Raw genomic sequence first — 21,703 nt, 5'->3', positions numbered from 1 at the left:
TCATTATATGGGAGTATTTTTATTCTAAGCATGATGTTTAAGTAATAAAAAAGCATGCAATGTTTTATGCATGCTTTAAAGAGATGAACTTGATTTGATTGAATGTCGTATGAGGCTTAAGACCACCAATAACGAAGAATATGAAAAAAGATTGGGGCGGAAAAACAAATTGAATCGATACGATCTAGCATGCCACCATGCCCTTGAATGAGTTGTCCCCAGTCTTTTACACCGCGATCACGTTTAATCGCTGACATAACCAAGCCACCCAAAAAGCCAAAAATACAAACAACAAAACCAATCACTGTTGCTTGCCAGTAATTAAATGGAGTGAGCCAGGACAGTGCCACACCGAGTGCTGTCGCCAAAATAATACCACCCAGTAAACCTTCAACTGTTTTTGAAGGAGAAAGAACAGGGGCGACTTTATGTTTGCCAAATAGTTTGCCACAGACGTACTGTAAAACATCCGAGGCTTGTACCACCATAATGAGCCAGATGGCTAACCATATTTTTTCACCATCAAAACCGATTAATTTGAGGTTTAATAATGCGGGTACATAGGAAATACAGAATACACTAACCATCAATCCCCATTGTATTTTAGAGCTACGCTCTAGAAAATGCGTGGTATCTTCTTGTTTTAAACTGGCAATTGGAATCAGTAAGAACACATAAAGTGGAATAAATATCGAATATAGCCCATACCAATCGATATAAACTAAATAATATTGATAAGGAATGACAAAGTAAAATGCGATGAGTAATGGAAAATAGTCGCCACGTCGTGTAGGTAATAAACTGATAAACTCACGTAAAGCAAATAAAGAAATAATACCAAAAAGTATAATAAATGCAGTTTGACCCAATAGAATTGCTGATCCGATAACGATCAGCATTACCCACCAAGCATTAATACGTGCATTTAAATTGTCTATCACTGGTGATGCTTTTGAGGCTGTTCGTTGTTTTAAAATAAACCCAACAGTCGAAGCAAAAATTAAGATCCCTGCAAAAATTCCAAATAAAAGATAGGTTTGCTGTAGGTTATCTAAGCTCATTGGTTTTCAGCCTTTTTTAATTTGATTAATGCATCTTGGGCATAATCTAAAAATTCTGCTTTATCCATGTCTAAATGCGATTCAAGTGGTGCACCAAAACAAACCGTTGACAACAATGGAAGTGGAATAAGAGCCCCCTTCGGCATCACTCTTCTTAAGTTTGAAATCCAGACCGGTATAATTTCAATTTCAGGAAACTGTTTATGTAAATTATAAAGACCACTTTTAAATTTTAGCAGGTCAACATCATCATCTAAGTTTCGAGTTCCTTCAGGAAAGAAAATAATTGAATAACCATCACTGAGTACATCTTTAATGGGCTGTAATGGATCTGCATTATTTTCACGATTGCGCTTTATGGTCACCCCATTAAAAGTATCTTGAATCAGAAAGCGACGTATTCCATCTTTATTCCAATAATCTGATGCAGCCACAGGACGTGTTTTTCTGCGGATGGGTTTAGGCAATGACGACCATAAAAGAATGAAATCGATATGGCTATTATGATTTGCATAGTAAATGCGCTGCTTTAAATCAGGTTCACAGCCAAGCCAAACGCTTCTTGCGCCAGTCAGTAATCGAGCACTTCGACGTGTTAAAAATGCAATAAAACGAGCAATCTGCTGTGAGATTATCGCAGTCTTTTTGGTGGTTCCACTTGAAGGCGTGGGCAAGTTACTGTTCATAATGAGGCCTAGGTGAAATTATTGTTGAATAAGACGTTTAATCAAGAAAATAAATATAATGTATTGAAGTATAAGTAAAGTGATCTGTATTTTAAACAAACGCATACAGCCTTGCATACGTAGATTCCAATTACGGCCTATTTTTTTGGGTGGAATCAGTTGTAAGTCGACCAAAGCATGGTCGAGTTGCGTGGTTAATTCGGTGAGTGAAGCAGTCTCATTTTTGCTGTCAGCAGTTGTCGTCATCATGTTCAGCAGGTCGACATCAAATTGTATGCGAATGCATAAAAAATGTTGAGTCAAACACAAAGCCATAATACTCAGTAAGTAAGCCCACCAAATCATGTCGTGCCACATATAAAACATAAGTGGGAGCATTGCCAAGGCAAAACACAGATAAGCCGAGCAGCACAGACCTCGTGTTGCAGACAGTAATTTTGATAGCACACGTAATTGCATTAACATGATTGTGCCCCCTGTAACATCAGATGAAACTGCTCAAGTTCAAGGTGTTGCGCAGGATTAATCACAATCCACGGTCGTGCATTTTGTATGATGCTGATTGCCTCAGCGACGGAATCAGCATTGTGATGCGTCAGCAACCATGCCACCAGCGTGCAACTACTTCTCGAATAGCCTAAGGCACAAAAAACTAAAATCTTTTGTGGTGATGTGTGATGGGTAAGGGTATTTATGGCGTGATCTAGTTCATTTACAGCACATTGTAATTGCATTGCCTGTACAGTGGTTAAATCTAAACTATAGCTTGCATAATGATGCGGATGATTTGGGCGTGGGAGTTCAGCACAACAATCGAATAAAGCATCAAAGCTTTTAGCATGTTGCATTGATGGAATACGTCCCAAATACAATTCGACTGAACCCAAGGTCACGATGAATGAATCTTCAGGATGCGCCTTGGTCCAGATTCGGCTATTTAACCAAGCGCAGAGAAAATAGGGGGCAAATAGAATTTGTGCAGCAGCACTGATTTGTCCTTGTGGGTCTTTTTGGAAAAAGTGAGGGCGATCCAAAACATAAGCACATGCGACTAGAATTAAACTTAAGCTGGGATACAGTAACCACAAAGCCCAACCTTTCAATAGATAAGCCACAAAGCAAAGGAGGATGGCGGCAAGGCTATATAATAGTGCTAGTCGCGCATGTCGTTTCGTATGTTGCGGTTGCTTTTGAGCGGAATAGGGTGCTTTGACCTGAAGCGGAAAGAGCCATAAACAGAAGGCACCAACCAATATGCCCGTTGGGATATCAATAAAATGATGTTGCCAAGTGGTGAGTACAGAAAGCCCGATCAGAAAAGACCAACAATCAACCCATAATTTCCAACTGCCATTCACATGCCTGCGGTAAAAATCCCAAAGAATCACCAATAAGACGATATGTAATGAAGGGGCTTGATTAAAAGGCTGGTCAAAGCCCATTAATACATCAAACCATAAACCAAAAAAGCCAGAGAGTTCCGGGCGTACTAAACTAAATTTGAGTGGGAAGAGTAAAAAGCAACTCACAGCAATGATTTGCGCTGAGAATAGCCTAAGCATTTGCTGTTTGAGCTCAAATTTATTCCAACACAGCAGCAGCGATAGGCCATAAAACAAATCAATTGACCAATAAGGAACAATGCTCCAAGGCCATAATGGAATATCAGCTTCCCATGCAAACATGATGCTTGGCACAGCCTTGAGGTTGGCGGCATAATGATTGGCAAAGCCATAACTTAAAAAGAAAAATGGAGCCAATAGGGCAAGCCCGAATATTCCCCATTTCCATGTTCCTGATTGTTTATCAAGCGTATGCATCATTGCGATTTTGCATTCCAGTAATGATCAGTAAAGATAAAATGTGCGCGATTTAGATCATCTGAATTACAGTTTCTGCGCAACAGAGACGGTAAATATGCCAAATTCATCAATGCATTGGTCAACTTTTTTAAAGCCAGCTTGCTCAACCAAGGCATCCATTTCTGCTTGAGAGCGTAAGCGCATCACCCAAGCATCTCCTTGGCGATGCGAAGTTAAGGCGCGTGCAATGAATTCTTGTTGTGGATGCCAGATTTGACCGGTGTAAATTAAATAGCCACCTTGAGTGACAGCAGCGCTTAAGCCGCTGAGTGACTGTGTTAAAAGGGTATTATCACTAAATAGCTCATATAGGCCAGACACCACAGCCAAATTGACTTTGGGTGCAATGGTCGCCAGTGAAACTTGATCAAATGCATCAGCTTGAACAAACTGTGCGATGGTTGCTAAACCACGGTCAGAGATGAGTTTCTGGCCAGCCTTTACATTCAACTCACTATAGTCACGCAATAAAATCGATTCTGGCTGCTGAGTCAAACTTTTGACGGCATCTAAAATATAGCGACCATGCCCAGAGGCAATATCGAGGATGCGTAATGGTTGATTGGCTTGCGTCAAAGTCTGCGCGTATTTTTGTAGTAGTTGTTCGATATGCTGTTTGCGAACACGAATCCCTTTCCAGCCGATCGCATTTAAATATTGGCGATCAATGATTTTACCCAGTGGATTACGGCTTTCTGCTTGATTGCGATAAACAAAATCTAAGGTGCTACCGGAGTCATAACCAGTATCTTCGCCAATTTTTAGGCCTTTAGAAAAATAACTGCCAATTTTAAGATTTCTTTTGGTCAGTTGCCAAAAAACTTGTTTTAACGATTTTTCTGGTAGAGGAGCGCTAAGCTGCTCTGCGATAGCACAGCTTGGTCCCATTTTGTCGGCATGTAATACATCTGGGGCTTGGTAGTCTTGGGCAAAACATTGCAAAATAAATCTGCGTATTTTTTCGATTGCCACATGACGGCCTTTTTCACCTAAAGTATCGTGATAAAAGCCTTCTAATATGTGGAACTCTTTGTGTGGATGTGGCAATTTTTGATAGAACTTATGTTGTGGTGCTTGCGTGACCACAAAATCTGAACCAGAGCAAAGGATTTGGGTGGGTACGAAAATATGTTGCGCATCATCGACAATACGATCCGCAGCTTGATAGAGGCCAAGCAACATACGAACGGAAATGGCACGTGCAATCAGTGGATCAGTATCATAGCTCGCTGCACGTTCTAGATCGTGGGTGAGCATTTTGGATTTAACATAGCTATTAATAAAGAAATTACCACGCAGCTTATTCATTAAGCTGAGGCCAGGTCGGGCCAAAGGTACATAAAGTTTGATATCGAAGGCTGGTGATGCCAAACACAGTGCACGAATTTTGGGCGCATAGTCATGTACCCAAGTGGCGGCCAAGACAGCACCTACACTCTGACCAATCACCGCAATATTATGAATTTGAATGTTGTATTCCGTCGCAATGTGCTGCACAAAATACTGAATATCTTTTACACAGACTGAAAAACTGGGTGCGTCCCCACGTTCACCTGGTGACTTTCCATGACCACGAGCATCCCAAGCGAAAAAATCATAGGCGGGAAGTTTGAGTTCCTCAATTAAATGTGCCATACGGCCAGCGTGTTCATGCCCGCGATGAAATAGCAGAATAGCTTTCTTTTCTGAATCAGGTTGGGTGCTGGCCCAATGTTGATAAAAGAGTGATGTGCCGTCATGTGTAATAAAAGTTTGTTCTGAGTTGTTATGCATCATTTTGATTCCAAAGTAATATTGATAATTAAGGTAAATTAATGCTTTTTTTGATTCGATTAAAAGTCGTCAGGAGTAATAGTAAAATAATCAGAATGATTAAACCGTTAGCGAGATAAGCCATCCGTTGATGCAGGTCAGGAAGGAGGGAGGAGAGATAGATGAGAATTGCCAACAGGCTTAAGCAAAACGCGCGATCACTTTTGCCCATTGGCCCATCATAACGACGTTCAGCACCCACCAAGGGCGCCATCACCCCAGCATATTCAGATAAAATTGCAAGAAAGCACATGAGCAACAGCAGTTCGGCAGAGAGCCAAGCAATACATAAAAAACTTAAATACAGTGCACTGTCTGAGATGACATCACTGAGTTCATTATAAAAAGCCCCGAGCTTAGATTGCTGATTAAATTCACGTGCCAGCATGCCATCGACAGCATTAAAGGCCATTCGCAGTAACATCCATACCGGAAATAACAGCCAAATCAGTGGTGAGGTTGCTGCTTGTAAGTAGAGGAACAGACCAAGCAGCACTGAAATAATCATTGCAGATAAGGTGACTTGATTTGCAGTTACGCCCAGTTGATATAGTTTTTTAACGAGGGGGCGTAGCACATTTTGGAAAATAGGTTTGAGTTGATAGATAGATGGCATTGTTATTGTGACGTAGTATCTTATAAAGAGTTTAATCAAGTTAGATGATTAAACTCAAGTTTTATCGAATTTCTTTTAAAGAAAACATTCAATTTTTATCTATCAGGTAAATGAATCTTAAATTATTTCAATGGTATGCACTTGTACTGAGGGGTTAAAAACACAACAAATGCATATCTTTTTTTATTGGAATAACAAGGCTGTACAGCCCTTATCTAATCCAGCCTCTTTTTAAAATTGCATTAAAACAGAGATGATAAATTTTGAGGCAGAAGTTCATAATCGGATCTTGGTAACGATTCCAGATCCATTGCAGCAAGACATTTGTCATCAAAGCGACACATATAGCCCCTAACATATCCATCGGAAAGTGTACGCCCACATAAATTCTAGACCATGCAACTAACAGCGCAAAACCAAATAAACTTAGTCCAAATTTAAGCTGTTTTGCAAAGATATAGGAAAATGCCACGCTGCTAAAGATCAGCATATGATTACTTGGGAAAGATGCAGTAGGTGCATGTTTAATCAAGGTGTTGCCCATGTCGAGCATAAAGGGTCTTGGATGATAATACCCCAGCGAAATAACATAACCAATTAACAGTGCGGTGATTGTGGTGAGTACCGCTTTGAGTGCCAAGGCCTTGGATTGATAGCTGCCAAGGAACCAGGTCATGGCCAAAAAGAGCAATAAAATATACAAGGTGTCATTGGCCATAAAAATACCAAAATAAATATCTGTATGACTTGCGGTTGCTGGTGCATTGAGATAATTAAATAATTGGTAATTTAGCATTTCAACTGACATTTTTGCTCCTTGATTAAAATGTCCCAATGATTATTGATCATCACAACATCAAGATTAGATAAAGCGCGACATTATACGGTCAATCTGCAAGAGAGTTGTAGATTGACACTCTTTCTCCTTGATCATTTAACTTAAATGCATCAAAAAGTGCGGCAAAGAAGCTTTATAAGGCTTAAATCTTAAGTTTTGCTGAAAATTAAAATGAATTTAGTATAATCAACGCCTTTGATTTGAGTGCTTAGCAAGATGACTCCAGCCTGTAAAATACTGCAATCTCAAAAAATAGCATTTAGTATTCATGAGTATCAACATGATCCAAATGTCAAAAATTTTGGTTTAGAAGCCGCAGAAAAACTAGGACTGTCTGTTGAAGAGGTCTTTAAGACACTGCTGGTGACTGATGATAAAAACTTCTATATTGCTGTCATCCCGGTTCAATATCAGCTCAGCTTAAAAAAAGTTGCAGCAGCGCTCGGTTGTAAAAAACTGCATATGGCAGACGTCAAAGATGCAGAGCGGCTCACGGGCTACTTGGTGGGTGGGATCAGTCCTTTTGGCCAGAAAAAGCGCTTGAAAACAGTATTAGATCAGCAGGCGACTGAATTAGAAAAGATTTATGTGAGCGGTGGAAAGCGTGGTCTTGATATCGGGGTGCATCCGAATGCACTGCAACAGGTTTTAAATGCAGCTTTTGCAGATATTGTCGATGCAGACTAAGTGAGGGATGATTGTTCAGTGCGCAAGACGTATTGGAATAAAAGACCAGCGATAAAAAAAGAGGAACAATTGAGTTCCTCTTATACGTTAAGTCATTCAACGTCAGCCATTGAAATAGGCTTAGCGGTTAACTTAGTTTTTTAATGCAGGCGCAGCAGCAGCCATTGCGGCAGCAATCGCATCAGCTTCAGACTGTGAAGTTGATGATTTAGTACTGGTTTGGCGTGTCGGTTCTGCAGTTTCTTTCACAACATCAGCTTTGGCTGGTTTTGGCTCAGGTTTCGCAACCACTGGTTTTACCTCAGTCGCAGCATTGTCTGGCGTATTGATGATGTTAGGCTGAACTTCAGGATTATGTCTAACGGGTTCTGCTTCAACATGTGTTGGAATTTCTACTTGAGTAGGTTGTTCTTGCTCAACACTTTTCAAGCTTTCAAATTGTGCAGCAGGCTGAGATGCAACTTCAGCAGTTTGAGTTTCCTCTTCTTGCGGTGCTTTCTTTTTTACGCAGGCAGTCACGAGGAGTGCTGTAGCCACAAGGCCACAGATTAAAAGTTTTTTATTCATAATTACTCAAAGAAAATTGAATCAAAAATGTCAACGTATTATAGCAGTAAATTTATAGAGTTTATCGCTCTAAACAAATGTAAATATTTTATCGGAAATGTTGATAAAATAATCAATTGTTTTCAGTTCTATGAATTGATGCTGATTGACTTTGCTTTATAGGGGCAGAGTACAGTAAAATTGCGCAACATTGTAGGCCGCTTTAGGCTCGATTGTACGAGAGACTCAATGACCCATTTTATTTTCGTGACTGGTGGTGTGGTTTCATCACTAGGTAAAGGTATTTCGGCTGCTTCTGTCGCTGCGCTTCTAGAAGCCCGCGGTTTAAAAGTGACCATGGCTAAAATGGATCCATACATTAATGTAGATCCAGGTACGATGAGCCCATTCCAACATGGTGAGGTATTCGTCACCGAGGATGGCGCCGAAACGGATTTAGATTTAGGGTATTACGAGCGGTTCTTACGCCATGCCAAAATGACTAGACTGAATAACTTCACTTCTGGTCGTGTTTATCAGGATGTTCTCAATAAAGAACGTCGTGGTGACTACTTAGGCGGAACTGTTCAAGTTATCCCACATATTACGGATAATATTAAAGAACGTGTACTTCGCGCTGGCGAAGGCTATGACGTTGCGATCGTGGAAATTGGTGGGACTGTCGGTGATATCGAGTCTCTACCATTCATGGAAGCTGTACGTCAACTGATGGTTGAACTTGGTCATAAACGGACCATGCTCATGCATTTAACGTTGTTGCCTTATATTAATTCTGCCAAAGAGTTAAAAACCAAGCCAACACAACACTCTGTAAAAGAGTTGCTCTCGATAGGTATTCAGCCAGATATTTTAATCTGCCGTACTGAATATGATGTTGATGCTGAGACTAAACGTAAAATTGCTTTATTTACTAACGTTGAAGCACGTGCTGTCGTGGTATGTAAAGATGCAAAATCAATTTATGAAATCCCGCGTACTTTCTATGAGCAAAACGTCGATGATTTAATCTGTGAACGTTTTGGTTATGACGGTTTAACCGAAGCCAATCTTGAAGATTGGGACAATGTGGTTGAAGCTTTATTTAACCCGGCGTTTACGGTTCGCGTTGCGATGGTCGGTAAATATGTTGAATTGCCAGATGCTTATAAGTCGGTCAATGAAGCACTTTTACATGCCGGTATTCAAAATCGCGTTAAAGTTGAAATTGATTATGTCAATGCAGAAGAGTTAGAAAGCTTAAACCCTGCTGATGTACTAAAAGATGCAGATGCCATTTTGGTTCCAGGTGGCTTTGGTGAGCGCGGTACTGAAGGTAAAATGCAAGCGATTCAGTATGCACGTGAAAACAATGTACCGTTCTTGGGTATTTGTTTGGGTATGCAATTGGCGGTAATTGAATTTGCACGCAATGTCGCAGGTATGCCAGAAGCAACCTCAACTGAGTTTAACCGTGCCAGTAAATATCCACTGATTGGTTTAATTACGGAATGGTTAGATGAACGTGGTGAAGTACAACAACGTAATTTAGAGTCAAATTTGGGGGGCACCATGCGTTTAGGTGCACAAAAATCTGAATTGGTTGAAGGTACTAAAACTCGTGAAATCTATGGTAATGCTGAAATTGTTGAGCGCCATCGTCATCGTTATGAAATGAATAATCGTTTTATTCCAGCGATTGAGCAAGCGGGTATGAAGGTTTCAGGTTATTCACCAGTACAACATCTTGTTGAAACAATTGAAATTCCTAACCATCCTTGGTTCGTTGCTGTACAATTCCACCCAGAATTTACCAGTTCACCACGTGATGGCCATCCATTGTTTGCAAGCTTTATTGATGCAGCAAAAAAACACTACCAAGCTGCTCAGTAAGCTGAGTCAGTAATTGTTTAGGACAGATGAGGACGTTTAAATGTCACAGTTACAAGCGCAGGAAATAATCAGTTTAGGCGATATACAAATGGCGAATCATTTACCATTTGTATTGTTTGGCGGAATGAATGTGCTTGAATCTAAAGATTTAGCATTTGAAATTGCTGAAACTTATATTGAAATCTGTAAACGTTTAGATATTCCTTATGTGTTCAAAGCCAGCTTCGACAAGGCCAATCGTTCGAGTCTCAATTCCTATCGTGGACCTGGACTTGAAAAAGGCATTGAATGGCTTGCAGAGATTAAAAAACAATTGAATGTGCCAATCATTACTGATGTGCATGAACCGTATCAAGCCGAAGCTGTTGCTGAAGTTGCTGATATTATTCAATTGCCTGCATTCCTCAGTCGCCAAACTGATTTGGTTGAAGCCATGGCAAAAACCCAAGCCATTATTAATATTAAAAAAGCTCAATTTCTTGCCCCACATGAAATGCGTCATATTTTGCATAAGTGTCTAGAGGCAGGAAATAACAAACTTATTTTGTGTGAGCGCGGTTCATCATTTGGCTACAACAATTTAGTGGTCGATATGTTGGGCTTTGACATTATGAAAGAGATGAATGTACCCGTCTTCTTTGATGTCACACATGCATTACAAACACCAGGCGGCCGTGCGGATTCGGCTGGTGGACGTCGCGCACAAATTACCACACTTGCTCGCGCAGGTATGGCGACAGGATTAGCTGGTTTGTTCTTAGAAGCACATCCAGATCCTGAAAAAGCAAAATGTGATGGACCTTGTGCGTTACGTTTATCTCAACTTGAGCCGTTCTTGGCACAATTGAAAGAATTGGATACTTTAGTTAAAGGATTCAAAAAGTTAGATACTCATTGATGTTATATTCAACATCTTGTTTTTTATTCAACTGAGGAATTATTCATGAGCCAAATCGTTGACATTCGTGCACGTGAAATCTTGGACTCTCGTGGTAACCCAACCATCGAAGCAGACGTTATCTTAGAATCTGGTGTTGTTGGCCGTGCATGTGCACCATCTGGTGCTTCAACTGGTTCTCGTGAAGCTTTAGAGTTACGTGATGGGGATCAATCACGTTATCTTGGTAAAGGTGTCCGTACTGCTGTTCAGAATGTAAAAACGCAGATTCGTGATTCATTGCTTGGTCATAATGTATTTGAACAAAAAGCATTAGATGAGCAGATGATTGCTTTAGATGGCACTGAAAACAAAGAGAAATTAGGTGCAAATGCAACACTTGCAGTTTCTCTTGCCGTGGCACGTGCTGCTGCAGTTGAGAAAAAAACAGAGCTTTTCCAATATATCGCTGATTTGCGTGGTCAAACCACTTTAAGCATGCCTGTACCAATGATGAATATCATCAACGGTGGCGCACATGCTGATAATACAGTGGATATTCAAGAGTTTATGATTGAGCCTGTCGGTTTCACTTCATTTGCTGAAAGCTTACGTGCCGGTGCAGAAATTTTTCATTCATTGAAATCTGTACTGAAAAAACAGGGCTTAAATACAGCAGTGGGCGATGAGGGCGGTTTTGCACCAAACTTACGTTCAAATGAAGAAGCGATTACCGTAATTCTTTCTGCAATTGAGCAAACTGGCTATAAAGCAGGTTCTGATATTATGTTGGCGCTTGACTGTGCTGCTTCAGAATTCTACAAAAATGGTCAATATATTCTTGCAGGCGAAGGCAATAAAGCCTTTACCAGCAATCAATTTTCTGACTATCTTGCAGGTTTGGTAAAACAATACCCAATTATTTCAATTGAAGATGGTTTGGATGAGTCGGATTGGGAAGGTTGGAGCTATTTAACTTCAATTCTAGGCGACAAGATTCAGTTGGTCGGTGATGATTTATTCGTGACCAATCCAAAAATCTTACAACGTGGTATCGATGAGAAAGTTGGTAACTCAATCTTGATTAAATACAATCAGATTGGTACGTTGACTGAAACGTTAGATGCGATTTACCTAGCTAAAGCCAATGGTTATAGCACGGTTATTTCTCATCGTTCTGGCGAAACTGAAGATACTACGATTGCTGATCTAGCAGTCGGTACTGCAGCGGGCCAAATTAAGACCGGTTCACTTTGTCGTTCTGACCGTGTTGCTAAGTATAATCAATTACTTCGCATTGAAGAGTTGACTCAAGCAGTTTATCGCGGTAAAGCTGAATTCAAAGGCTTAAATTAATTGGTGTAAACCAACCCATGTTAGAAGTATTTAAAACAACTTCGAGTAAAGTATTGACAGTATTGGCGATTATTATAATCGCCGTGCTGCAATATCACTTTTGGTTGGGTGAGGGAGGCTATCTTCCTCACCAGACTTTGCTTGAGCAGATTGAAACTCAAACCGAAGCCAACCAAGAACAAAAAGAAAATAATCGCGTTTTAGCTGCGGAAGTCTTTGATTTAAAAAATGGTGCAGAAGCCATAGAAGAGCATGCACGATTAGATCTCGGTCTGATCAAACCACATGAAACATTTATTCAAATGAGTACGATCAGTACCCAATATAAGCCTATACAACTTGATTCGAGTATTGACGTAGAGATCGGAACCAATGAAGATGCACCACCTGAACTCCATTAAACTGTGGGCCATTATTCCAGCAGCGGGTTCAGGTCGTCGTTTTTCGGCCACTGATTTAAAACAATATCAGATCATTCAAGACCGTACCGTACTTGAACACAGTGTTAGTCGATTAAATGCTTTGCCCTTGACGGGTTATGTATTGGCAGTTAGTGCGGATGACCATGTCGCGAAAAGCTTAAAATTTACATGTGCAGAAAAAGCTCATTTTTGTCTAGGTGGTGCGGAAAGGGTAGATTCAGTCTTAAATGCGCTAAACTATCTGAGTAATATTGCCGATCCAAATGATTTGGTTTTGGTACATGATGCAGCACGTCCTTGTGTAAGTATTGAAAATTTAAACACTTTGCTCGAAACGGCACTGTACTCTAAGCAGAGTGCTATTTTGGCTGTACCAGTCAGAGACACCTTAAAATTAGGCTCAACTGAACATCATTCGATTGTAAAAACAGTGAGCCGTGAGCAACTTTGGCAAGCACAAACCCCACAAATTTCCAGCATTGCTTTGCTAAAAACTGCACTTGAACGTGCTTTGGCAGATGCCGTGCATGTGACGGATGAAGCCAGTGCTTTGGAATACTGTGCAGCACCTGTGCAAATTGTGCCTGGTCGTTCGGATAATATTAAAATCACCTATCCTGAAGATTTAGAGCTCGCCAGATTAATTCTACAGTCTCAACAAGACGTTTAATCATTCTTCAAACCTTGAAGAGATAGATAGCAGTACCACCCCAGCCAGAAAGACATTGCAAGATTCAAACTACTCATTTATAGACTAATATCCTAGCTTATTGCTTTTAAAAAGAAACTTGCAATGTGTCATAAGAGCGAATACATTGAGATAAATCTATTTTTGTTTGTTTTACAATCAAGTGGAATGGACAGATCGCACTTGATATTTGTTGCCTTAAAAGGATTGGTGACACAGATTAAGTTTCAGGTTTTATATTAAGAAAAATGGCATATACATTGCATAAAGGATGCAAAGATTGTTGCAGGAGAGAAGCAAAAATGCGCTCGCCGAAGGAGCAACCGCCCCGGAAACTCTCAGGCAAAAGGACTGTAACAATCGCAAAAATCTGGAGAGAAGCCATAAAAAAATTATGTGCTCACCGAAGGGGATGGTCATATTTGACTACTCATTGTTTAACTAATTGAGTTTTTAAATGTGTATCGAAGCTCTCAGGTACCAATGACAGATGGGGCATGATTTGAAATGTTATGCATTTCAAAGGGGTGTTTTATGAAACATGTCGTTGTAATTGGTGCAGGTATTACCGGCGTAACCACAGCTTATGAATTGGTTCAATTGGGCTATGCGGTTACGGTTATTGATAAGCATCTTTTTCCAGCAATGGAAACTTCTTTCGCCAATGGCGGCCAACTTTCTGCCTGTAATGCGGAAGTGTGGAATCAAAAATCAACGGTACTTAAAGGAATTAAGTGGATGGCGCGCAAGGATGCACCGCTATTACTCAATCCAGCCTTTGATCTCCATAAATATGCTTGGTTGGTCGAATTCTTAGGCCACATCAAAAACTATGAAAGCAATACACAAGAAACGGTCAAAATGGCACTGATGGCACGCGCACGTTTATTTACTGTTGCGGAGCAGGAAGGGATTGATTTCGATTTAGAAAAACGGGGAATTTTACATTTTTATCATACAGCTGAGGAGTATGTGGTCGCAACGCAGGTTAATGAATTACTGTGTAGTGGTGGTTTAACTCGATATTCAATTACAACCGATGAAATTAAAAGTATTGAGCCAACGCTGACAGGGAAATATTACGGCGGTTTTTATTGCCCGGACGATGCTACAGGTGATATTCATAAATTTACCACTGGGCTGGCTAAAGTGACTGAAAGTAAAGGGGTTAAGTATTTGTTTGGTATGCAAGTACTGGCGATCGATACGGACACTCAAGGGGTGCGCATCCAGTATCAGCCAAGCGTAGAAAATATGCAGATGACAGAAAAAATGACCTCACAACTTGATGCAGATGCAGTGGTGGTTTGTGGCGGTGTGGGAAGTTATCAGTTAGCGAAGCAACTGGGTGATCGCGTGAATATATATCCGGTGAAAGGCTATTCGATTACTGTACAACTCAATGATCCAGAAAGTATTCAAGCTGCACCTTGGGTGAGTTTGCTGGATGAGGGCGCTAAAATTGTGACTTCGCGCTTAGGTGAAAATCGTTTGCGGGTGGCGGGAACAGCGGAGTTTAATGGCTATAATCGAGATATTCGTGCTGACCGTATTCAACCCTTAACCGACTGGGTCAATAAAAATTTCAACCTTTCTACTGAACATGTCGTGCCTTGGGCGGGACTTCGACCAATGATGCCGAATATGTTGCCTGTAGTACGACGTGGAAAGCGTGAGCGGGTTTTTTATAATACTGGGCACGGTCATTTGGGATGGACTTTATCTGCAGCAACTGCGGTGATGATTGCACAAGAAGTCTATCGTGAGCTGCCGATGTAGCGTGGCTTGCCGTATCTATTCATGGATTTAACAGAAAAACTCCGAGTCATTTGACTCGGAGTTTTAAGTGGGAGAGTTTTGGAAAACTTGCTTTAGACCAGATGGATTGGCTTAGAAGCTGTAGACCATACCTGCACCAAATACAGTTTTTGTATCGTCTGTAGTGTTTTTATCTTTCCAATCACGTTTTTGCTGTGCAAGGATGCCGTAGAAGCGAGTTTGTTTATTGAAGTTATAGTCTAAGCCCATACCATATTGATCAAGTGTTTGACTACCACCTGTCCATTCATCTTTTGCAGACTGGTATTGACCTTTGACTGCCCAAGGTGTGCTTGCAATGCGATAGGTTGCTTGGATGGCCCATGCATTTTCTTCAAGTGAGGCAACTCTAGGGTCAAGTTTGTTTGCAGTTAGCGATGCAGCTGTTGGTGAATTAGATGGTTCTACATATTGATAAAGTGCGCCTAAAGTTAAACCTTGAACGCCAATTTTAGATAAGTCATAAGAACCGGTTAGGCGGTAAGCATCAGATTCGATTTTATCTTTAATGCCAGATGCATTATAAGTACCAGCGACACCAAAGTTACCAGCAAGTGCAACTGCTACACCAGCATCTTTGTTTTCATAAGACAGTGCAGTTGATACGCCACTTCCAAAGCCATTACGTTCTTTAGTGGTATATTTTGAAGCGTTATTTTCGCCCATTTCAGCCATAACTTTAAATTGTAGGCCTGGGATAATTAATTTTTTATCTGTTTCAAAACCAACCACGTTTTTAAGACGTTCTTCACCGTACATGGTTTTGGTGATATCGAGATTGGTGTCATCGTTGAAGATATCTTGATAATCGCCAGCAACAGTTTTGAAGTAAGAGTCGTAATTACCTGCTTTTAATACACCAATGTCTTTAAAGCTTAAGCCGAGGAAGCGATTACGTGCGCTGAGGTCTGTATCTGAACCTGAACCATCAGTTGAAATTGCCCATTCAGCTTGATAAACAACACCAAGTGTATCCGTTAATTTTTCTTCGCCTTTAATCCCAAAGCGTGAAGCATTCGAGTTGAGCTGAGTTTGGTCGTTGCCTTTCCAGTCATTATTATCAACTTGGTTTAATGAAACATTGAATTTACCGTACAATGTTGGCGCTGCATGCGCTGCGCTAAAGCCAATTGATGCAACTGCTGCAGCGAGTAGCACTTTTTTCATTGAGATTTCTCCAAAAAACGTATATCTAAAATGGCATGTGATTGATTTAACCGTTCTGCGTTTGTAAGGTTTTAAAGGTAGTTACAAACGCTTACTAACTTGCTTTGCAGTATCTGAAAACTTTGTTACAAGTCAGTGAAAGCAAAATGACAGTTTGATGACGTTTAAGAGGTAGGTTTAGTGGTTTAAAATTTATATTAATAAATAAGTGGATTTTAGTAATTGTATAATTTGGAATTGAAATGAAGTGATGGACTGAGTAGTTAAAGCTAAATTGGAAATATAGAGAGCTAGTGTTTGATACTTTGTGATTTCTGCTTATTTTTTATTTTAGGTTTTAATTTTTTATTTATAAGTCATTGTATTTAAGTATAAAAATAAAGTTAATTATTATTAATTCATATGTGTAAAGGTGAAGTGAATCTGATTTTTATTGAATTTATTTTATCTTGTTTATACATGGAATATATTGATTAACCAAGTGGAATGGCTTGAATAATTTTTCTATTTTATTGAATTCTATTTATTTTAAAATATAACATTTGGTTTATTTAAATGTTTATAAAGCATTAGATTTCATTTGAGGGCGTTATTTAAAGGATCGATTTGGTTGATGTCTGGCGAGGAAGGCGGAGAGGGGTGTGAAAGTTGATTTTTATTTTGCAATCATTTAAATCAGCGCATAAAAAATAGACCGCTTTCATTGATTGCTTAATTTAATTCGGAATGACAAGGGAGAATTATCATTCGATTTCATTATACAAAAAAGAAATAGGTCTATTTATTTAAACTAGAGGGCTGCTTTAATTTTCTCAGCCAACGCTTTAATTTTCTCTTGATCACCCATTTGAGCAGCGTGTTTGCCCAACGTATGAATTGAACTTGGAATCAGATGGAAATGTACGTGGGGCACAGTTTGTCCAGCAGCCTCTCCTGAGAGTTGCATAAGGACGATGCCTTTTGCATCTAAGGCTGTTTCAATTGCTTTGGCAACTTTTTGAACGACTTGAATGGTATAGGCCGCAGCATCAGCTGGGAGATCGAGTAGTGTGACCGCTGGTACTTTAGGAATGACCAATGTGTGACCATCTGCTTGTGGCATAATATCCATAAAAGCAAGTACTTGATCGTCTTCATAGACTTTTATCGCGGGAATCTCAGCACGTAAAATTTTTGCGAAAATATTTTGGTCATCGTAAGCCATATACTACTCCGTGGTTAGTGTCCTTGAATTTTAACTATTTACAGTTCAACTCTTTTTGACGTGCTTTGATGTCGTCAAGGTGCTGTTGTTCTTTATCAGAAAACTTGGGTTTGTTGGTAAAGCAGTTTTCATTTCCATACTTCTCTTTTGCTTCAGGATCTTTAAAGCAGAAGCCTTTTGCCGCATAGATAAGATTTGATTCATCTTGGAGTTTTTTACACTCTTGTGCAGCATCTGCTGCATAGGCATATGAACCCACTGCAACTGAAACGATAGAGAATAATGCTACTGTGAACTTTTTCATGTGCTTACCTCAAAAATTGACATCAATGGTGTCTTATTTATAGCCATTATAGGGGCAGAAAAGCTTTATACAATGTTGAATCATTACTCAAACGTAATTTTACTCCATGATTCATACCGTTTTATTGCACTGACGAAGTCACTGTTTGTATCAGCAACAGATTAAATCATCAAGTTTCCCTTCTTTTATCTCTGTATATCTGACTTATGCTGTGTTTAAAGCTGTAGATCGCTGCTTGAGCCAGTCTGCGAGGAATGGCCAAAATTTATCAGCACTTTTTTTGCTCGACATCAAGCCTAAATGTCCACCAGGAATAAGGCGATACGTGACATCTGTACTGCTGGTTAGGTTTTCCAGTGGCTGCGCGGCGGCTGCAGTGACGATTTGATCATTTGTTCCTGCGCCAATCAATAATGAGCAATTGATCGCTTTAAGATTAATCATTTGATCTTGTAATTCAATCCAACCATTTTTTAATGGATTTTGCAGCCAGATATTGAAGAGCATGTCTTGAACAATCCCGCCAGGATAGTCAATCATATGATTCAAAAAGTGAGCTAAAGTTGCGTGCTCTTGCAGGTTTTGTGTTTTATCAAGGTTGAGTAATAACTGTTTCTGTCCGTCATACCAACTTTTGGGATTAATGATTTTAAAGCCTATTGCATTGAGCTTGGCTGGTGAGTGAATAAATGCAGTCGGTAGCTTACCAGAATATAAGGTTTTTTTTAGTTTCTCTGACCGCTGTATCACAGCATTGCTAGTTTCAATCAGTTTACCAAGATAACCAGAAGCATAGCTGTCAATTGGACTCCCCAAGACCATTAAATTTTTCACAATCTGCGGTTGTTGTCGTGCGGTATACAGCATGACAAAAATACCAGCCATACTCCAGCCATGCAGAGAAATTTTTTCGCTGTTGGCATGCTGCTGAATCTGCTGAATACATTGAGGTATATAGTCTTGAACAAAACTTAAAAAATTTAGATGGCGGTGTTGGTAGTTCATTTCCCCCCAGTCAACTAAATACACTTCAAATCCGATTTGAGTAAAATATTGGATTAATGAGCGATAAGGGAATAAGTCATAAATGGACATGTTGATCGCAAGTGGCGCAACAAAGACCAGTGGTTCAAGATATTTTCTCTCAGTGGCAGCATAATAGCGCACCCGAATATGATCCCACTCGGCAATGATTTGATAGGGGGTTTGCTGAGAAAGGATCAGTGATTTCGAATCAAATAGCCGTTTTGACAGGTTTTTCAGTTTATCTTGTTGCTGTTTCATTTTCTGTTTAATGGCTGACATGATTGGATCAAAACTCGTGATCAGAAGAATTTGTTGGCAGTCTAAGCTATATTTTCATATTTTACCTTGACCTTAAATACCTTAGGCGCTCAAAATGTTGGCTATAATTCACAAGCCAATCCATAACTGGTGTAAATAAATGAGTCAATACGACGACATTGAATATCAACTTGACACACTTGCAATTCGTACCGGGCATACCCGGAGTTTTGAAGGTGAGCATGCCGAACCAATATTTTTAACTTCTTCTTTTACTTATGCGAATGCAGCCGAGGCAGCCGCCAAGTTTTCTGGGCAAGTGGCGGGGAATATCTATTCACGCTTTACTAACCCAACGGTCGCGATGTTTGAAAAACGTCTGGCAGCACTTGAAGGCGCAGAACGTGTTGTTGCAACCAGTTCCGGTATGGCTGCAATTATGGCGGTGTGCATGTCCTTTTTAAAAACGGGCGATCATGTGGTGTGTTCGCGTGCAGTCTTTGGTTCAACTGTTGCGCTATTTGAAAAATACATTTGCAAGTTTGGTATTGCTGTCGATTTCGTTGATTTAACGGATCTTTGTGCATGGGAAGCAGCGATTCGCCCAGAAACAAAACTGTTGTTTTTAGAATCCCCCTCTAATCCATTAAATGAAGTTGCGGATATTCGTGCTTTAGCCGATTTGGCACATGCACACCAAGCCTTATTGGCGATTGATAACACGCTTTGTACGCCAATATTACAAAAGCCTTTGGCGTTGGGTGCAGATTTAGTGGTTTATTCAGCAACCAAATATTTGGATGGCCAAGGTCGAACTTTAGGGGGAGCTGTCGCTGGTAGCGATAAATTGCTTGAAGACGTATTTGGTTATGTGCGTACCACTGGTCCATCGATGAGCCCGTTTAATGCATGGGTTGTGTTGAAAGGCTTAGAAACCTTGCGTTTGCGGATGCGAGAGCATTGTGCGAATGCCGAAAAGGTTGCTGAATGGTTAAAGCAGCATCCTAAAGTTGAACATGTTTATTATGCCGGATTCGAAGATCATCCAACCCATGCTTTAGCGGTTGTACAACAACAAGGGTTTGGCGGTATTGTTTCGTTTAAAGTATATGGCGGTCGTGAGCAGGCGTGGACGATCATTGATCAGACCCAAATGATTTCGATTACAGGGAATCTGGGTGATGCTAAATCAACCATTACCCATCCAGCGACGACCACACACGGCAAACTGAGTGATGAAGCCAAGCAACGGGTCGGTATTGATGAAGGATTAATACGTCTATCTGTTGGTTTAGAAGATTTTAATGATATTATTCGCGATCTTGCTCGTGGTTTAGATTTAATTTAAGAAAATAGGATGGTTTGGAGAGATTTATGAATATCAATATGTTAATGCAGCAAGCCCAGCGCATGCAAAAAGATATGGAACAAAATGTTAAAAAAGCCAAAGAGCAGTTAGCGCAAACAGAAGTGCAAGCTGAAGCGGGTGGTGGTTTGGTTAAAGTCACCATGACTTGCCGTAACGTGGTTAAACGTATCGAAATTAATCCTGAATTATTACAAGATGATCCGGATATGATTGAAGATTTAATCGCTGCTGCAATTAATGATGCTGTACGTCAAGCCGAAGTCATTAGTGAAGAAAAAATGAAAGCTGCAAATACTGGCATGGGCTTACCCCCTGGTTTAGCAGGTATGTTTTAAGGATTCGCCTAGTGTTTAGTGATCGTTTCGATCAGCTAGTGCAAAGCTTACGTATTTTGCCAAGCGTTGGGCCTAAGTCTGCCCAACGTATGGCTTTGCATCTGATTATGAAAAACCGTGAAGGGGCTGTTAATTTAGCGCATGCCCTGAATGAAGCAACCTCTTATATTCATGAATGCAGAACTTGCCACTCACTGACTGAAAATGAGGTATGTGATATTTGTTTGTCAATCGACAGAGATGACAAAGTGCTTTGTGTCGTTGAATCTCCTGCAGATGTTATGGCAATTGAACAAAGCGGTAGTTTTCGAGGGAAATATCATGTTTTGGGAGGGCATTTATCACCTTTAGATGGGATAGGACCTGAAGAAATTGGTATTCCTTATTTGGTGCAACGTCTAACCGAGGGATCCATCCAAGAAGTCATTCTGGCAACCAACGCAACCGTTGAGGGGCAGGCAACAGCACATTATCTTTTAGAGGCGACCAAGCATCTTGCTTTACATATGACACGAATCGCCCAAGGTGTACCACAGGGTGGAGAACTTGAATATGTGGATAGCCACACCCTAAGTCAGGCATTACATCATCGGATGCAAATGAAATAAGTGACTTATATATATTTTTCTTGATAAAACACCAAATCCGTTTACAATAATTGAAACATTTTCGCGCCTGAAAATATTGTTTTGTGTCAAAATCAATCAAAGTTAAGCTGTTCATACTTCAGGGTTTGGTAGCATCATTTGATGATGCGGCGTATGATTTTAGGCTTTAAGGTCAAAAAATACATCGCTGTGTTTGATTTTCAATGTAATTTATTTTTTTTAGGAAATTAGTGTAAAAATACTATATTTAAAAATCTTGTATTAATGTAAAAT

The 21,703-nt window shown here is 40.1% G+C and carries 22 protein-coding genes and 1 riboswitch; of the genes, 10 read left to right on the top strand and 12 right to left on the bottom strand.

The window, feature by feature from the left end; genetic code table 11:
* Positions 1-116: 116 nt before the first annotated feature.
* The 7 genes from FD716_RS09815 to FD716_RS09785 all read right to left on the bottom strand — a co-directional run bounded on the left by FD716_RS09815 (position 117) and on the right by FD716_RS09785 (position 6,845).
* Complete coding sequence (locus FD716_RS09815) at positions 117-1,061, bottom strand: phosphatidate cytidylyltransferase (RefSeq protein WP_139852184.1); 945 nt, start codon at positions 1,059-1,061, stop codon at positions 117-119.
* Complete coding sequence (locus FD716_RS09810) at positions 1,058-1,747, bottom strand: lysophospholipid acyltransferase family protein (protein ID WP_139852183.1); 690 nt, start codon at positions 1,745-1,747, stop codon at positions 1,058-1,060. The genes FD716_RS09815 and FD716_RS09810 overlap by 4 nt, the downstream gene beginning before the upstream one ends.
* Before the next feature lie 18 nt (positions 1,748-1,765).
* Complete coding sequence (locus FD716_RS09805; protein ID WP_139852182.1) at positions 1,766-2,212, bottom strand: hypothetical protein; 447 nt, start codon at positions 2,210-2,212, stop codon at positions 1,766-1,768.
* Complete coding sequence (locus FD716_RS09800) at positions 2,206-3,567, bottom strand: phosphatase PAP2/dual specificity phosphatase family protein (RefSeq protein ID WP_139853654.1); 1,362 nt, start codon at positions 3,565-3,567, stop codon at positions 2,206-2,208. The genes FD716_RS09805 and FD716_RS09800 overlap by 7 nt, the downstream gene beginning before the upstream one ends.
* A gap of 66 nt (positions 3,568-3,633) precedes the next feature.
* Positions 3,634-5,382: a bifunctional alpha/beta hydrolase/class I SAM-dependent methyltransferase gene (locus FD716_RS09795; RefSeq protein WP_139853653.1), complete on the bottom strand. Its 1,749-nt coding sequence runs from the start codon at positions 5,380-5,382 to the stop codon at positions 3,634-3,636.
* A 28-nt stretch (positions 5,383-5,410) separates the two neighbouring features.
* Positions 5,411-6,037, bottom strand: a complete 627-nt coding sequence (locus tag FD716_RS09790; RefSeq protein WP_139852181.1) for a CDP-alcohol phosphatidyltransferase family protein — start codon at positions 6,035-6,037, stop codon at positions 5,411-5,413.
* 211 nt (positions 6,038-6,248) lie between these two features.
* A complete protein-coding gene (locus FD716_RS09785) occupies positions 6,249-6,845 on the bottom strand; it encodes an undecaprenyl-diphosphatase (RefSeq protein ID WP_139852180.1) in 597 nt (198 codons plus the stop codon).
* Positions 6,846-7,091: 246 nt separating this feature from the next.
* On the opposite strand from FD716_RS09785, the gene ybaK reads away from it, so the two are divergent.
* Complete coding sequence (gene ybaK / locus FD716_RS09780; protein ID WP_139852179.1) at positions 7,092-7,562, top strand: Cys-tRNA(Pro) deacylase; 471 nt, start codon at positions 7,092-7,094, stop codon at positions 7,560-7,562.
* 132 nt (positions 7,563-7,694) lie between these two features.
* On the opposite strand, the gene FD716_RS09775 is transcribed toward ybaK, so the two are convergent.
* Complete coding sequence (locus FD716_RS09775) at positions 7,695-8,129, bottom strand: internalin (RefSeq protein WP_139852178.1); 435 nt, start codon at positions 8,127-8,129, stop codon at positions 7,695-7,697.
* Positions 8,130-8,357: 228 nt separating this feature from the next.
* Here FD716_RS09775 and FD716_RS09770 point away from each other — a divergent pair, with 228 nt between their 5' ends.
* The 6 genes from FD716_RS09770 to FD716_RS09745 all read left to right on the top strand — a co-directional run bounded on the left by FD716_RS09770 (position 8,358) and on the right by FD716_RS09745 (position 15,120).
* Positions 8,358-9,998: a CTP synthase gene (locus FD716_RS09770; RefSeq protein ID WP_139852177.1), complete on the top strand. Its 1,641-nt coding sequence runs from the start codon at positions 8,358-8,360 to the stop codon at positions 9,996-9,998.
* A 40-nt stretch (positions 9,999-10,038) separates the two neighbouring features.
* The gene (gene kdsA, locus FD716_RS09765; protein ID WP_139852176.1) at positions 10,039-10,896 is read left to right on the top strand and encodes a 3-deoxy-8-phosphooctulonate synthase; all 858 of its coding nucleotides are present in this window, start codon (positions 10,039-10,041) and stop codon (positions 10,894-10,896) included.
* 45 nt (positions 10,897-10,941) lie between these two features.
* Entirely contained in the window at positions 10,942-12,231 is a 1,290-nt protein-coding gene (gene eno, locus FD716_RS09760) for a phosphopyruvate hydratase (protein WP_139852175.1), read from the top strand.
* A 17-nt stretch (positions 12,232-12,248) separates the two neighbouring features.
* Positions 12,249-12,632 (top strand): septum formation initiator family protein, encoded by a 384-nt coding sequence (locus FD716_RS09755; RefSeq protein ID WP_139852174.1) that lies wholly within the window; start codon positions 12,249-12,251, stop codon positions 12,630-12,632.
* Entirely contained in the window at positions 12,604-13,323 is a 720-nt protein-coding gene (gene ispD, locus FD716_RS09750) for a 2-C-methyl-D-erythritol 4-phosphate cytidylyltransferase (RefSeq protein ID WP_139852173.1), read from the top strand. The genes FD716_RS09755 and ispD overlap by 29 nt, the downstream gene beginning before the upstream one ends.
* A 294-nt stretch (positions 13,324-13,617) precedes the next feature.
* A riboswitch (glycine riboswitch) is annotated at positions 13,618-13,705 on the top strand.
* A gap of 170 nt (positions 13,706-13,875) precedes the next feature.
* A complete protein-coding gene (locus tag FD716_RS09745; protein WP_139852172.1) occupies positions 13,876-15,120 on the top strand; it encodes a D-amino acid dehydrogenase in 1,245 nt (414 codons plus the stop codon).
* A gap of 111 nt (positions 15,121-15,231) precedes the next feature.
* Here the strand turns inward: FD716_RS09745 and FD716_RS09740 are convergent, their stop codons facing one another.
* The 4 genes from FD716_RS09740 to FD716_RS09725 form a co-directional block, all read right to left on the bottom strand.
* A complete protein-coding gene (locus FD716_RS09740; RefSeq protein WP_139852171.1) occupies positions 15,232-16,326 on the bottom strand; it encodes a porin in 1,095 nt (364 codons plus the stop codon).
* A gap of 790 nt (positions 16,327-17,116) precedes the next feature.
* Complete coding sequence (locus FD716_RS09735; protein ID WP_139852170.1) at positions 17,117-17,530, bottom strand: HIT family protein; 414 nt, start codon at positions 17,528-17,530, stop codon at positions 17,117-17,119.
* Between the two features lie 34 nt (positions 17,531-17,564).
* A complete protein-coding gene (locus FD716_RS09730) occupies positions 17,565-17,834 on the bottom strand; it encodes a YARHG domain-containing protein (protein WP_139852169.1) in 270 nt (89 codons plus the stop codon).
* Between the two features lie 204 nt (positions 17,835-18,038).
* Entirely contained in the window at positions 18,039-19,139 is a 1,101-nt protein-coding gene (locus tag FD716_RS09725; RefSeq protein WP_139852168.1) for an alpha/beta fold hydrolase, read from the bottom strand.
* A 139-nt stretch (positions 19,140-19,278) separates the two neighbouring features.
* Here FD716_RS09725 and FD716_RS09720 point away from each other — a divergent pair, with 139 nt between their 5' ends.
* The 3 genes from FD716_RS09720 to recR are packed head-to-tail and all read left to right on the top strand — an operon-like array spanning position 19,279 to position 21,430.
* Positions 19,279-20,466: an O-succinylhomoserine sulfhydrylase gene (locus FD716_RS09720; protein WP_139852167.1), complete on the top strand. Its 1,188-nt coding sequence runs from the start codon at positions 19,279-19,281 to the stop codon at positions 20,464-20,466.
* Positions 20,467-20,492: 26 nt separating this feature from the next.
* Positions 20,493-20,822, top strand: a complete 330-nt coding sequence (locus tag FD716_RS09715) for a YbaB/EbfC family nucleoid-associated protein (RefSeq protein ID WP_139852166.1) — start codon at positions 20,493-20,495, stop codon at positions 20,820-20,822.
* A gap of 11 nt (positions 20,823-20,833) precedes the next feature.
* Positions 20,834-21,430 (top strand): recombination mediator RecR, encoded by a 597-nt coding sequence (gene recR / locus FD716_RS09710; protein WP_139852165.1) that lies wholly within the window; start codon positions 20,834-20,836, stop codon positions 21,428-21,430.
* Positions 21,431-21,703 lie beyond the last annotated feature (273 nt).

Origin of the sequence: Acinetobacter pullicarnis, from assembly GCF_006352475.1 — a bacterium.
In the GTDB taxonomy this organism is placed as follows: domain Bacteria; phylum Pseudomonadota; class Gammaproteobacteria; order Pseudomonadales; family Moraxellaceae; genus Acinetobacter; species Acinetobacter pullicarnis.
Note: the sequence above shows the minus strand (reverse complement) of the source record. Positions and strands in the feature narration are given on the sequence as shown.